The sequence below is a fragment of the Thalassospira marina genome (assembly GCF_002844375.1).
GTDB classification, from domain to species: domain Bacteria; phylum Pseudomonadota; class Alphaproteobacteria; order Rhodospirillales; family Thalassospiraceae; genus Thalassospira; species Thalassospira marina.
On sequence record NZ_CP024199.1, the window covers coordinates 2,165,465 to 2,178,539 of the forward strand.

General features: G+C 52.3%; 15 protein-coding genes. 2 read left to right on the forward strand and 13 right to left on the reverse strand.

Annotated features, from left to right (window positions below):
* Positions 1-254: 254 nt before the first annotated feature.
* The 13 genes from parC to folK form a co-directional block, all read right to left on the reverse strand.
* A complete protein-coding gene (gene parC, locus CSC3H3_RS09905) occupies positions 255-2,498 on the reverse strand; it encodes a DNA topoisomerase IV subunit A (protein ID WP_101284726.1) in 2,244 nt (747 codons plus the stop codon).
* Between the two features lie 221 nt (positions 2,499-2,719).
* The gene (recO, locus tag CSC3H3_RS09910) at positions 2,720-3,469 is read right to left on the reverse strand and encodes a DNA repair protein RecO (RefSeq protein ID WP_101284727.1); all 750 of its coding nucleotides are present in this window, start codon (positions 3,467-3,469) and stop codon (positions 2,720-2,722) included.
* Between the two features lie 15 nt (positions 3,470-3,484).
* Entirely contained in the window at positions 3,485-3,655 is a 171-nt protein-coding gene (locus CSC3H3_RS24410; RefSeq protein WP_157831876.1) for a hypothetical protein, read from the reverse strand.
* Position 3,656: 1 nt separating this feature from the next.
* Positions 3,657-3,887, reverse strand: a complete 231-nt coding sequence (locus tag CSC3H3_RS09915; protein ID WP_245881361.1) for a hypothetical protein — start codon at positions 3,885-3,887, stop codon at positions 3,657-3,659.
* Between the two features lie 32 nt (positions 3,888-3,919).
* The gene (gene era, locus CSC3H3_RS09920) at positions 3,920-4,855 is read right to left on the reverse strand and encodes a GTPase Era (protein WP_172963413.1); all 936 of its coding nucleotides are present in this window, start codon (positions 4,853-4,855) and stop codon (positions 3,920-3,922) included.
* Complete coding sequence (gene rnc / locus CSC3H3_RS09925) at positions 4,848-5,531, reverse strand: ribonuclease III (protein ID WP_101269693.1); 684 nt, start codon at positions 5,529-5,531, stop codon at positions 4,848-4,850. Before rnc ends, era begins: the two co-directional genes overlap by 8 nt.
* Positions 5,531-6,277 (reverse strand): signal peptidase I, encoded by a 747-nt coding sequence (gene lepB / locus CSC3H3_RS09930; protein WP_101269691.1) that lies wholly within the window; start codon positions 6,275-6,277, stop codon positions 5,531-5,533. Before lepB ends, rnc begins: the two co-directional genes overlap by 1 nt.
* A gap of 30 nt (positions 6,278-6,307) precedes the next feature.
* A complete protein-coding gene (gene acpS / locus CSC3H3_RS09935) occupies positions 6,308-6,703 on the reverse strand; it encodes a holo-ACP synthase (protein ID WP_101284728.1) in 396 nt (131 codons plus the stop codon).
* Positions 6,700-7,449: a pyridoxine 5'-phosphate synthase gene (locus CSC3H3_RS09940; RefSeq protein WP_101269687.1), complete on the reverse strand. Its 750-nt coding sequence runs from the start codon at positions 7,447-7,449 to the stop codon at positions 6,700-6,702. Before CSC3H3_RS09940 ends, acpS begins: the two co-directional genes overlap by 4 nt.
* Positions 7,446-8,147: a DUF2062 domain-containing protein gene (locus tag CSC3H3_RS09945; protein ID WP_101284729.1), complete on the reverse strand. Its 702-nt coding sequence runs from the start codon at positions 8,145-8,147 to the stop codon at positions 7,446-7,448. The genes CSC3H3_RS09940 and CSC3H3_RS09945 overlap by 4 nt, the downstream gene beginning before the upstream one ends.
* A gap of 115 nt (positions 8,148-8,262) precedes the next feature.
* Complete coding sequence (locus tag CSC3H3_RS09950) at positions 8,263-10,401, reverse strand: RelA/SpoT family protein (protein ID WP_101269684.1); 2,139 nt, start codon at positions 10,399-10,401, stop codon at positions 8,263-8,265.
* A 140-nt stretch (positions 10,402-10,541) separates the two neighbouring features.
* On the reverse strand, positions 10,542-10,883 hold the full coding sequence (rpoZ, locus tag CSC3H3_RS09955; RefSeq protein WP_101269683.1) for a DNA-directed RNA polymerase subunit omega: 342 nt from the start codon (positions 10,881-10,883) through the stop codon (positions 10,542-10,544).
* Between the two features lie 147 nt (positions 10,884-11,030).
* Positions 11,031-11,588: a 2-amino-4-hydroxy-6-hydroxymethyldihydropteridine diphosphokinase gene (gene folK / locus CSC3H3_RS09960; RefSeq protein WP_101284730.1), complete on the reverse strand. Its 558-nt coding sequence runs from the start codon at positions 11,586-11,588 to the stop codon at positions 11,031-11,033.
* Between the two features lie 177 nt (positions 11,589-11,765).
* Between folK and CSC3H3_RS09965 the strand changes: the two genes are divergently transcribed.
* On the forward strand, positions 11,766-12,383 hold the full coding sequence (locus tag CSC3H3_RS09965) for a LabA-like NYN domain-containing protein (protein WP_101269679.1): 618 nt from the start codon (positions 11,766-11,768) through the stop codon (positions 12,381-12,383).
* A 42-nt stretch (positions 12,384-12,425) separates the two neighbouring features.
* Positions 12,426-13,067 (forward strand): uracil-DNA glycosylase, encoded by a 642-nt coding sequence (locus tag CSC3H3_RS09970; protein ID WP_101269678.1) that lies wholly within the window; start codon positions 12,426-12,428, stop codon positions 13,065-13,067.
* Positions 13,068-13,075: the final 8 nt, after the last annotated feature.

Genomic DNA, 13,075 nt, shown 5'->3' on the forward strand with positions numbered 1-13,075 from the left:
GCAAAGTTACAAATATATGATCCAAAACACCATGTTTTTTGCGCCTTTCGGCAATGGTATCTTTTCAAATTCAAGTTTCTGACACCCCAAAATTTCCCCAAGGTGGCATTACCCGGAATTTGGCGCGACAGGCCATGTATTTACACCCGTCAAATCAGATCAAATTTTCAATCCAGGTTATTGATATTAAAATAAAAACCTGAAGCCTGTTTCACCAGACTTCAGGTTTGCATCAATGAATGATCCCTAGTGCATCATTCAAAACGATTGGACCGCGGAAAACCGTTCGGCGGCAAACGACCAGAACCGGCACGTTTGCCGACCCATTCAGCCAGTTCGGTAACGGTACGCGTACGGCCTTCGCTGCCACCCATGGTCCAGCTAAGACCATCTTCAATGTTAAACAGCTTGAGGTCAGCCAAACCACCCTGACGGTATTTCTGCAGGATCACACCGCGGCCACGCGTCATTTCCGGAATTTCTTCTACCGGGAAAATCAGCAATTTACGATTATCGCCCAAAACGGCGACATGGTCCTTGTCCACCGACAGGAAGATCAATGCCGTTTCATCGCTGCCCAGGTTCAGCACCTGTTTGCCGTTTTTGGTTTGGGCAACAACGTCGCTTTCGGCAACCAGGAAGCCACGGCCCGCCGACGACGCAACAAGCAGTTTGCCATCCGGGCGATGAACATTCATCGACACGATGTCATGTTCCTGCGGCAGATCGATGGACAGTCGGATCGGTTCACCATGACCACGGCCCCCCGGCAACTTATCACAACCCAGCGTATAACAGCGCCCGGCCGAGCTCATGATTAAAAGCTTATCCGTGGTGAATGCCTTAATGGCAAAACGGCTTTCGTCCCCATCCTTGAATTTCAGATCGGAAATATCCGTTGTGTGGCCTTTCAGCGCGCGGATCCAGCCCATACGCGAACAGATAACCGTAATCGGTTCACGTTCGATCAGGGCTTCCAGCGGAACATCAATTTCCTGTGGGGCATCGCCAATTTCAGTACGGCGTTTGCCAAGTTCGGTTTTCTTGCCAAATTTTTCGCGGGTAAGTTCAACTTCGTCGCGAATACGGCTCCAGCGCAATTCTTCACTGGCCAGAAGCGCCTCCAAACCGGCTTTTTCTTCGCTCAGTTTGGAATGCTCGTTTTTGATTTCCATTTCTTCAAGTTTACGCAACGAACGCAAACGCATGTTCAAAATGGCATCAGCCTGCACTTCCGTCAGCCCAAAGGCCTTCATCAGCTCAGTCTTCGGTTCATCCTCGAAACGGATGATACGGATGACTTCGTCGAGATTTAGATAGGCGATCAAATAACCATCAAGCACTTCAAGGCGATGGTTGATCTTTTCAAGGCGATGCTGCGAACGGCGAACCAGCACTTCCTGGCGGTGTGCCAGAAAGGCGCGCAAAACTTCGCGCAGGTTCATGACGCGCGGGGTGTTATCGGCATCAAGAACGTTCAGGTTCAACCCAAACCGGATTTCCAGCTCGGTATTTTTAAACAGCATTTCCATCAGGTGTTCGGGCTCGACCGCACGGGAACGCGGTTCAAACACCAGGCGGATCAAATCAGTTGATTCGTCGCGAACATCATTAAGAAGCGGCAGTTTTTTCGCAAACATCAAGTCGGCGATACGTTCCACCAGTTTTGCCTTTTGCACCTGATAGGGAATCTCGGTGATCACGATCTGATAAAGACCGTGGGTCATCTTTTCGACTTCCCATTTGGCGCGCAAACGGAACGAACCGCGACCAGTGGCATAAGCCTCCAGGATATTTTCGCGCGGTTCAACCAGCACACCACCAGTCGGAAAATCAGGCCCCGGAACACAACGCACCAGTTCCGCAATCGATGTTTCAGGATTATCAATCAGCTTGATCAGGCCTGAACACAACTCATCCACGTTATGGGGCGGAATGTTGGTTGCCATACCCACAGCAATACCCGCCGCACCATTAGCCAGCAGGTTGGGAAATGCTGCCGGCATGACGATCGGTTCCTGGTCTTCGCCATCATAGGTCGGGCGAAAATCGATCGCGTCTTCATCTAGGCCTTCCATCAGTACGGCGGCAACGGCCGTCATGCGGGCTTCGGTGTAACGCATGGCAGCCGCGTTATCGCCATCGATATTGCCAAAGTTCCCTTGCCCGTCGACCAGCGGATAACGCACCGCGAAATCCTGCGCCAGACGGACCAGTGCGTCGTAAACGGACTGGTCACCATGCGGGTGGTATTTACCGATGACGTCACCGACGACACGGGCACATTTCTTGAAACCCTGTTCAGGATTAAGTTTCAACTGCCGCATTGCATAAAGCAGCCTACGATGCACCGGTTTCAGTCCATCGCGAACATCAGGCAGCGAACGCGACATAATCGTCGACATCGCATAGGCCAGATACCGTTCGCTTAGCGCGTCAGCAAGGCGGGTTTCCCTGATCTGCCCGGCATTGCCCGGGTCGGAGGATTTCGTGCTCATGAAATGTTTTTCTTAATCCGGAACAGGTTGAATTCAAAATACGAGGCGACAACGTTACCGCCATCGAACCGCGCCGCACCATACTACTTTCAGGGCGGGTGTGGTCAACAGATGACGCACTTAAAAATGCTGTTTTCGTTTCTTTTACCGGTCATATAGCCCGAAAGTGCCAATTTCAGCGGGGGCGTATCAACGAACTTGCGATGTCGCAAGTTTGGACATTAACCGTTACGTCCATCCTGCCAGATCATGGATGTCAGCCTGTCACGCGCGGCAACCGGCTTTATCCCCTTGGCAACAAACAAATCCCGATGAATGAAATAGCCCGCAAGTTTGACGGCTTGGTTATATTGTTCTTCTAGCGGTGTTTCCCTGGCATCGGCCGAGGCGGCAGAACCAGACAAAAACGCTGGCAGTGGTAACAGGCGATCCTGAAACGGAATACCTTCTGCCTGCGAAACAGCCCGTCCGCTTTTGGGAGAAACGAAATGGAGGTCTTCGGCTTTTCCCGTTGATGCACAACAGGATAGATCAAGCCCATAACCCAGTTCTTCAAGAAACCCGATTTCCCAGCGCAGATAGGCCGGTTTCCAGAATTCCGTTTTCAGGGCTTCGATCAAGCCAATCGTGCCCTTAAATAATGCCTTTTGCGGCACCCGTTCAGGCAGGGCGACTTCCAGAAGCGCGCAGGCCGATGACAGCGCCAGCAATGGCCCCGGCAGCCCTAAAAAATCAACGATATTGGATTTAAGCAGTTCGCATTTGAACTGGCCCAGATGCTCGGACAGGCGGGCAGACCAGGTTGCACGAACAAGATTGCCACTTTCAAGCGCACCGCGCAGGGATTTTCCCGATGCCCCGCGGACCATACCGGCATAACGCCCGTAATCACGGGATAGAACCGTTAAGCGAACGGAGTTTTCGCCCAGCTTGCGTGTCGAAAGCACAATCGCATCATCACGCCAGTTCATCCCTGCCCCCGAATGTCAGTAACCGGAAGCCATGACAAACCGGATCAGATGAAAGGCCATGCCCATCACCACCGAAATAAATACGATCAGGGCAACCGCCAACAGCGCATAGCGCCGCCAGCCTGTCAGTTCAGACAGGCTTTTAAGCGGTTGTTCATGATCGGAGCCAGATTGGTTTCTAGTCATATCAGAATGGCCGTGTCGCCGGGTTGCGCCAAAGCAGCCCCAAAATGAAAATCACCACGGCAATCACCAGAACAAGCATATTCATCGGCTTGCCAAGAAAACGTTCATTGCGTTTCAAATCGCTGCCATCATGACGATAACGGAACGGACGACGGGATTTCATGGCAATCAGCAGCGCCACTGCGGCACCAACCACAACCATTACCATGCCCCAGAACTGTCTAGTTTCCATATCCCGTCCTGTTCCCGTTTGGTGGCCAAAGATCAGGCGTTGTGATCCAGGCCCCAGATTGCCAGGCGATTGGGGTCATCCCCCCAGTTTTCACGCACTTTGACAAACAGATACAAATGCACCCGACGCTCGAAGATCGCTTCAAGGTCTTTGCGGGCATCGGTACCCAGCATCTTGATGCGCTTGCCGCTTTTACCAAGGATGATGGCTTTCTGGCCTTCACGCTCGACAAAAATGGTCTGCTCAAGCTTCACCGAACCGTCTTTGCGTTCTTCCCACAATTCGGTTTCAACGGTCGCCGAATAAGGCAATTCCTGCTGAAGCTGGTAATAAAGCTTTTCACGGGTGATTTCGGCAGCCAGCAACCGCAACGGCATATCCGACACATCATCTTCCGGGAACATCCACGGGCCGTTGGGCATTTTTGCTGCCAGGAAATTGATAAAATCCTGGGTGCCGGAACCCTTTTTGGCCGAAATCATGAAGACGTCGGTAAAAATTTCTTCGCCGAACAGTTCGCCTGACAGATGAAGCAGTTTTTCCTTGTCGCGCACCTTGTCGATCTTGTTCAAAAGCAGGATCGCCTTGCGCTTCTGCTTTTTAAGGTTCTCGATGATCAGGCGTACATCATCGTTAACACCCTGCTGCGCATCAATCACCAGCACGATCAGGTCGGCATCATCTGCCCCGCCCCAGGCAGCCTTGACCATTGCGCGGTCCAGGCGGCGTTTGGGTTGGAAAATGCCGGGTGTGTCGATAAACACGATCTGCGCTTCTTCGGCCATGACAATGCCACGCACGCGCGAACGCGTCGTCTGCACCTTGGGCGAGACGATGGAAACCTTGGTCCCCACAAGCTGGTTCAGCAGGGTGGATTTACCGGCATTTGGCGCCCCAACAAGGGCCACAAAGCCGCAACGCTGCTGATCATCGTACTGTTCTGGCATCGAGGCAGGAACCTCATTCATGGTTCAGTTCATCCAACATTCGTTTTGCAGCAATCTGTTCGGCTTCGCGTTTTGATTTTCCTTCGGCACGAACAGAATGGCCGTCGCTGGTTGTCAGCTCAATTGTAAATACCGGCGCATGTGCCGGGCCTTCGCGACCAACCATCTCATAAACAGGTAATGGTTTGCCCTGCCCCTGCAATGCTTCCTGCAATTGTGTTTTTGCATCCTGCGGCGGTTTTGGTGCTTCATCAAGCAACGGTCGCCACAGTTTTTCAATAAAGGCGCGTGCCGGTTCCAGACCGCCATCAAGATAAAGTGCCGCAATCACGGCTTCCATGCAATCAGACAGAATGGCGGGGTTACCCCCCGCACCTGCCGCACGTTCACCTTTGGCCATCTGGATATAATTGCCAAGATCAAGATCAACAGCAATTCTTGCCAGCGTTTCCCGGCGCACCAGGGCAACAAAGCGCTTGGCCATTGCCCCTTCGCGTTCGCGGCCAAAACGGGTGTAAAGCATTTCAGCAATCACCAGCCCCAGAACGCGGTCGCCCAGAAATTCCAGTCTTTCATTCCCGCCACTTAGTGCGTCTTTGCCTTTGGCAGCACTACGGTGCGTCAGGGCAACTCGCAGCAGGTCCGGTTTGGCAAATTCATGATCGATATGTCGCAACAATGGCGCCATGTCGGTCATCAGTTCACTCCCTTAAACAGTCGATCAAAACGAATGCTGCCCAAATCGTAAATCGGCTGGCTGCTATCCTTGGAATAGAACAGGAATTCGGCACGACCGACCAGATTTTCAAACGGAACAAAACGGAAGCGCGCCGGGAAAGCGCGGCTGTCAGCAGAATTGTCCCTGTTATCGCCCATCATGAAATAATGGCCTTCGGGCACAGTGAACGGGTCGGTATTATCCGCCGGTCCCTGGTCACCAAAGATTTCAAGAATACGATGCACTTTACCGCCCGGCAATGTTTCAAGATACTGGGGAACGGCAATTGCCTGGCCGGTGCCATCGGTCAGGATGTAATCTTCGATGCGTTCGCGCTGGACCATCTCGTTATTGATGTAAAGGCGGCCCTGTTTGACCTGTACCGTATCACCCGGCAAACCAATCACGCGCTTGATGTAATCCTGCGAGGGATCCGCTGGCAGCTTGAAAACAATCACATCGCCGCGCTTGGGTTCGCTAGACAGGATACGCCCCGGAATAAGCGGCAGGCTGAATGGCAGGCTGTGCTTGGAATAGCCGTAGGAATATTTGGAAACAAACAGATAATCACCAACAAGCAGCGTTGGGATCATTGACCCGGACGGAATATTGAAAGGCTCATACGCAAAGGTTCGTACCAGCAAAGCAATGACAATCGCCCAGAAAACGGTTTTTAGGGTATCAAAAAGGCCACCCGGCTTTTTCTTTTGCACTAGCTTTTCCATCCAGGGTTCAACCCTTTTTCAATTCAAAATTCAATCTGCCGAAATGACGACAACGGCATTTGCCATCGGATATTCATCCGTCAGGGTCACATGCACCGAGGCAATTTTCCCTTCCGGTGTCAATTCATCCAGACGCCGCTTGGCGCCCTCAATCAGCACCATATCGGGTTTTCCGCTCGGCTGATGGACAACGCCCATCGTTCGATGATGCACACCCCGGCGAAACCCTGTGCCCAGCGCCTTGGAGCAGGCTTCTTTGGCGGCAAACGCCATTGCCAGAGAAGATGCCATCCGTTCAGGCCGCCGAACCGCGCGGGCAATTTCCACATCGCTATAAACGCGACGCAAAAACCGTTCCCCGAAACGCTCCAGGGTTTTCTCGATACGCCGGATATCGCATAAATCCGTTCCAATTCCAATAATCATTGGTCAGAACCTGATTTTCCCCGTGCTTCAGTCATCAATCGGCGCATTTCACGAATGCTGCCTTCCAGACCGGTAAAAATAGCCTCGCCAATCAGAAAATGGCCAATATTCAATTCGCGAATTTCTGCAAGGCGGGCAATCGGCGCTACCGTATCAAATGCCAATCCATGCCCGGCATGAATTTCAAGGCCGTGGGATGCGCCATAAAGCGCGGCCTCGGTAATGCGGGCAAGTTCACGGGCACGTTCGTCGCCAGTGGCATCACAATAGGCACCGGTATGAATTTCAACAACCGGTGCACCAAGCGCAATTGCGGCATCAAGCTGGCGCTGTGATGCTTCGATAAACAGGGAAACACGCACGCCAGCGTTGGTTAACTCAGAAACAAACCGCTTTAAATGATTGTGTTGCCCTGCTGCATCAAGGCCGCCTTCAGTTGTGCGTTCTTCGCGCTTTTCCGGCACAATGCAGGCCGCATGCGGCTTTGCCTTCAGGGCAATTGCCAGCATTTCGTCGGTTGCGGCCATTTCAAAGTTCAATGGCAGGTCAATTTCTGCGCGCAGGCGTTCAATATCGCGATCCGAAATATGGCGACGGTCTTCGCGCAGATGTGCCGTGATGCCATCGGCCCCGGCAGCAGCGGCAATCTTGGCCGCCCGTAGCGGATCGGGATGCACCCCGCCGCGCGCATTTCGAATGGTTGCGACATGGTCAATATTCACACCCAAGCGTAGATCGTTGCTCATTTCATGTCGTCCTGCTGGCTTGCATTGTCTTGATGCAATGTGCGTGTCGCTGTTTCAAGAACCGGCTTTAGGGCCCGTTTTTCGTGAATCTTCATACGACGTAAAATACGTTTATGACGATACATAACAACCGCGCGATAGACAGGGAAGTAAAACAGCAACCAAATCACTATGATGGTCGGCACACAGCCCACGATCATCGGCCAGATGATATCGACGATACTGGACCATAACCGGGCCAGATCGGCCTGTTCGGTCATATTCCAGATACCGAAAATAAGTCCCCGCCCAACATAGCTGACGCCTTCAACGGTGAAGTCCCAAAGGACTGCCATGTTGAAATGCACACCCTGCACCGACGGGTCACTTCCCAGAATCCAAAGCCCGCTGTGATAAAGCCACAACCAGATGAAGGGAAATGTCCAGGGGTTGCCAACGATGGTGCCCAGCAATGACGCCACGACATTGCCCCGCAGGATCAGGCTGAACAGGGCTGAAAGGACAAAGTGAAAGCCGATAAAGGGCGTAAAGGAAACCGCAGCACCGATCGCAAAACCGGACGCAATACTGTAGGGCGTACCGGGTAAACGGGCGACTCGATGGGCAAAATAACGCGACGAACGGCGCCATCCGGCCCGTGGCCATAACAGCCCGCGAATGCGTTCAAAGTAGCTTGGTTTTATGCGACGCTGGAACATACGGTGTCAGACAAATGACATGATAGGAGGGAACGGGAAAAAACCCGCGCCGCTATGGGTAAGTGCTGAAAGCCGCCTTGGCAAGGAAATAGCGTGTGGGCGCAGACTTTTCCCATCAGCCACGCGCCCGTTCCACCGTATTGACCACCGGTGTTGCCCGCAGGGCCGCAATGATATTGGTCAGATGCTTGACATCGACGACGTCAATATCAATCAGCATTTCAAAAAAGTCCTGGGTGCGACTGACAAACCGCAGGTTGGTGATGTTGCCGTGATTTTTGGCAATAACGCTTGTGATCGCCGAAAGCGCACCCGATTCATGGGCAACTGTCAGCCCCAGACGGCCAACAAAATGTTCCGGCTCACCGTCATTATCCCACCCCACATCAAGCCACCGTTCCGGCTGATCGGCAAAGGTTTCAAGCGTTTCACAATCGATGGTGTGAATGGTAACGCCCTTGCCTGTTGTCACAATGCCAACAATGCGATCACCAGGCAGCGGATGGCAACAGCCCGCATAATGCACCGCCATACCGGGAATAAGCCCCTTTAGCGGAATAGCATGGTCCCGTTTGCGGGCATTCTTATTATCCGTCGGAACAAATTTGCGGGGGGACTGGGTTTCCTTGGTGCCGGGAAAGACCGCATTAATCACTTCGCGGCCGGTAATATGCCCTGCCCCAACCGCGGTCACCAGCGCATCGACCGATGACTGCTTGAATATTTTCAAAACGCCATCAAGGCCCTTTTCCGAATATTCATAACCCGCCTGGCGGAACGCTTTTTGAACAATGGCTTTGCCAAGGTCGCGATACTGGTCTTCCTGCTGCTGACGGATAAAGCGGCGAATACGCGCCCGGGCCTTGCCGGTAACGACAAACCGTTCCCATGTCGGGTTTGGCGTTTGCGCTTTGGAGGTGACGATTTCAACCTGGTCACCATTGTTAAGCTGGGTGCGCAACGGCACCATCGCGCCATTAACCTTGGCCCCCACACATGTATCGCCAATGTGGGTATGGATCATATAGGCGAAGTCTACCGGCGTCCCACCAGCGGGCAGTGCAATGACATCGCCTTTGGGCGAAAAGCAGAACACCTGGTCCTGGAACATTGCCAGTTTGGTATGTTCCAGAAATTCTTCCGGCTCGGAGGCATGCTCCATAATATCGAGAAGATCACGCAGCCAGCGATATTGCGTGCCTTCTTTTTCACGCCCACCACCCTGTTTGTATACCCAGTGCGCGGCAACCCCGTTTTCGTTCACCTCATGCATTTCATGGGTTCTGATTTGCACTTCAATACGGTGGTTTTCCGGGCCAATCACGGTGGTATGGATTGATCGGTAACCGTTGGGCTTGGGCGTTGAAATATAGTCCTTGAACCGGCCCGGGACGACCTTGTAGGCAGCATGCAGATACCCCAGCACCTCGTAACATTGCGGCATAGTATCGACCATGACACGAAACGCCATAATGTCAGAAAGCTCACCAAAGGTGATGTTTTTGCGCTGCATTTTCTGCCAGATCGAATATGGGCGCTTTTCACGGCCATAAATTTCGACAGCAGGGCCATCTTCAGTAATGACTTCCTCAAGCTCTTTGACGATGCGCTCAACAACATTGTCGTCTTTTTTACGCAAGAATTCCAGGCGGGCCGTAATCGAATTGCGGGCATCGGCATTCAGATGCTGAAAGGCCAGATCCTGCAATTCTTCCTTGATGTCATGCATACCGATGCGTTCAGCAAGCGGCGCATAGATCTCAAGGGTTTCGGCCGCAATCCGCACCCGTTTTTCCGGCTTTGAGATATAATGCAACGTACGCATATTGTGCAGGCGGTCCGCCAGCTTGACCAGCAGGACACGAATGTCTTCGGACATTGCCAACAGAAGCTTGCGGAAATTTTCGGCCTGCTTGGAATCAGCTGATTTCAGTTCGATCTGTGTCAGCTTGGTGACACCATCAACCAGCTTTAAAATCTTGGGACCAAAAAGCTTGTTGATTTCTTCCGGCGTTGCATCGGTATCCTCGATGGTATCATGCAGCAACGCCGTGATGATCGTGTCACAATCAAGCTTGTAATTCGTCAGGATGCCGGCAACTTCGATCGGATGCGAAAAATACGGGTCACCATTCGCCCGCTTCTGAGAACCATGTTTCTGGGTTGCATACACATAGGCCTTGTTCAGCAGCGCCTCGCGTGCATCTGCATCATAGGCTTTGACCCGTTCCACAAGTTCATATTGACGCATCATTCAGGAGCGGCTCCCATTCCGGTTCTCAATCAGACAAGCACATATATAGTAGATAGTACAAATGGCACAAAAAAAAGCCACGGAATAAAAATCCGCAGCTCTTTTTTATTAAATCATACTTTTCAACGCACTAAAGAAGATTACTCATCTTCTTCTGAAGGTGCGGAGGCCGCTGCAATTGGTGCAAATTCTTCAATTGCTTCTGCCATCAGCTTGGGACCGAATTCGTCTTCGACTTCTTCGGGCTCTTCGGTCTCAACATGACGTTGCAGGCCTTGAATCATGCCATTGCGAAGGTCATCAAAATTGACGGTAACTTCGGCAATCTCGCGCAGGGCAACGACGGGATTTTTGTCGTTGTCACGATCAATGGTCAGTTCTGCCCCTGCCGAAATGTTGCGTGCACGCTGAGCTGCCAGCATCACGAGCTCGAAGCGATTGGGAATCTTGTCAACGCAATCTTCGACGGTAACGCGCGCCATAAATTTCTCCAGCAAAAGAATAGGTATCCAGACCGTTCTTTATAAGACCGACGGATATGTGTTGCAACACCAAACCACGCCATTTCGCGTGATTTTTTAGGATTTCTCACCTGTCAGGCACGCTCCTGCCCGCCACAGCATGATCGATTATATTCTGGCTTTTTGCATCTGGCGGATTTCCTGATCATCGGGCAATGCCGCGATCAGGTCATTTACCGTTTGTTGCAAGACCGGATGCACCCAATCCGCGGCAACATCGCGCAGCGGCAACAGCACAAAGGCTCGTTCATGTAACCGCGGATGCGGCACGACCAGCCCGCCCTCGTCACTGATTTCAACACGACCATAAGCAACCAGATCAAGGTCAAGCACACGCGCCTCGTTACGTGCGATACGCACCCGGCCAAACCCGGCCTCGATGTCATGAAGCTTTTGCAAAAGGTCGTGCGGTGCAAGTGCCGTTTCGACCCGCACAATCGCATTCACATACCAGGGCTGGTCGGAAATGGGCACAGGTGCCGTTTCATAAAAGGATGAAACACCCGTAACCGTTACACCAGCGAGATCTTTCAGCGCTGCAATGGCGGCATCAATTGCCGCAGCAGGCGGACCAAAACGTTCCGTTGGCAAATTGGCCCCAAGGGCAATCAGGATGGCGTCGCCTGACGGGGACGCAACATTTTCCGAACCGGGCTGGAATGTCACCTTGGGCAAACCTTATATGCATATGCAACAGCAGATATGTGATGCGTCTGTTTACGGAAGGGTGTTCTGGCTGTCCACGACAATTTGGTTCTTTCTTTGCCGGAACTTGCGATGTAGAACAGGAGACAGCATTTCGCAAAGTACTAATTTTAAAACGCTATTTAAGGATATTTACGGATGATTTTTTACCCGCAGGAACGGATCGGGCTGTTTATTGATGGCTCGAATTTGTATGCAGCGGCACGCGCACTTGGTTTTGATATTGATTACAAACGCTTACTAGATCTTTTTGCACAAAAAGGTCAACTTATCCGGGCTTTTTATTATACAGCCCTGATTGAAGACCAGGAATACTCCCCCATACGTCCGCTTGTGGATTGGCTGGATTATAACGGCTATACCATGGTCACCAAACCGACCAAGGAATTCACCGATGCGGCCGGTCGGCGCAAGATCAAGGGCAATATGGATATCGAGCTTGCCATCGATGTCATGGAAATGGCCCAACACCTTGATCATGTTGTTATTTTTTCGGGTGACGGCGATTTCCGCCGCCTTGTTGATGCCGTGCAGCGCAAGGGTGTTCGCGTCACCGTTGTATCGACGGTCAAATCAAACCCGCCGATGGTTGCCGATGAACTGCGCCGCCAGGCCGATAACTTCATTGAACTGACCGAACTTGAAGGCACGATTGCGCGCCGCGTGCAGCAGCGCCGCGATGATGACCACCCCGACCTTGGCGACATCGATGATCACCCGGTTCACCCGGATCTGGATGATATCGATTTCGATTAATGAGCGGTTTCGGCCCAATTCAGACCCCATATCAGGTCCGTAATGACTGAATTGTTAGAACCGGCACTCGATTGCCCGTTATGCCCGCGCCTTATGGAATTCCGCCATGCCAACCAGGCAAAATTCCCGGAATTCCATAATGGCCCCGTTCGCCCGTTTGGCCCCCTGTCCGCCCGCCTTTTGATTGTCGGGCTGGCACCGGGTCTTAAGGGGGCAAATGCCACCGGACGGCCATTTACGGGCGACTATGCCGGGGATCTCCTTTATGCAACGCTCGGTAAATTCGGCTTTGCCACCGGCACCTATGACAAACGCCCCGATGACGGGCTGGAACTGGTTGATTGCCGCATTACCAATGCGGTCAAATGCGTTCCCCCTGAAAACAAACCCACCGGCCCGGAGGCAAATACCTGCCGCCCCTTTCTGATCAGCGAAATTGGCGCCATGCAAAACCTTCAGGGGATTTTGTGTTTGGGGCAGATCGCCCATCAGGCGATGCTGAAAACCTTTGGCATCAAACTTTCGGCCTATAAATTTGCCCATGGTGCACAACATCACCTTGAAAATGGCCTGACACTGTTTGATAGCTATCACTGTTCGCGCTACAACACACAAACATACCGCCTGACACCAGAGATGTTTGAAAACGTCTTTGCCGACATCCGAACCCATCTGGACCGTTAAAATTGTCT

Excerpts from the sequence above, each read along its gene's own strand:
- parC (WP_101284726.1), bottom strand. The coding sequence starts at position 2,498 with ATGAGCACGAAATCCTCCGACCCGGGCAATGCCGGGCAGATCAGGGAA.
- recO (WP_101284727.1), bottom strand. The coding sequence starts at position 3,469 with ATGAACTGGCGTGATGATGCGATTGTGCTTTCGACACGCAAGCTGGGC.
- CSC3H3_RS24410 (WP_157831876.1), bottom strand. The coding sequence starts at position 3,655 with ATGACTAGAAACCAATCTGGCTCCGATCATGAACAACCGCTTAAAAGC.
- CSC3H3_RS09915 (WP_245881361.1), bottom strand. The coding sequence starts at position 3,887 with ATGGAAACTAGACAGTTCTGGGGCATGGTAATGGTTGTGGTTGGTGCC.
- era (WP_172963413.1), bottom strand. The coding sequence starts at position 4,855 with ATGAATGAGGTTCCTGCCTCGATGCCAGAACAGTACGATGATCAGCAG.
- rnc (WP_101269693.1), bottom strand. The coding sequence starts at position 5,531 with ATGACCGACATGGCGCCATTGTTGCGACATATCGATCATGAATTTGCC.
- lepB (WP_101269691.1), bottom strand. The coding sequence starts at position 6,277 with ATGGAAAAGCTAGTGCAAAAGAAAAAGCCGGGTGGCCTTTTTGATACC.
- acpS (WP_101284728.1), bottom strand. The coding sequence starts at position 6,703 with ATGATTATTGGAATTGGAACGGATTTATGCGATATCCGGCGTATCGAG.
- CSC3H3_RS09940 (WP_101269687.1), bottom strand. The coding sequence starts at position 7,449 with ATGAGCAACGATCTACGCTTGGGTGTGAATATTGACCATGTCGCAACC.
- CSC3H3_RS09945 (WP_101284729.1), bottom strand. The coding sequence starts at position 8,147 with ATGTTCCAGCGTCGCATAAAACCAAGCTACTTTGAACGCATTCGCGGG.
- CSC3H3_RS09950 (WP_101269684.1), bottom strand. The coding sequence starts at position 10,401 with ATGATGCGTCAATATGAACTTGTGGAACGGGTCAAAGCCTATGATGCA.
- rpoZ (WP_101269683.1), bottom strand. The coding sequence starts at position 10,883 with ATGGCGCGCGTTACCGTCGAAGATTGCGTTGACAAGATTCCCAATCGC.
- CSC3H3_RS09965 (WP_101269679.1), top strand. The coding sequence starts at position 11,766 with ATGATTTTTTACCCGCAGGAACGGATCGGGCTGTTTATTGATGGCTCG.
- CSC3H3_RS09970 (WP_101269678.1), top strand. The coding sequence starts at position 12,426 with ATGACTGAATTGTTAGAACCGGCACTCGATTGCCCGTTATGCCCGCGC.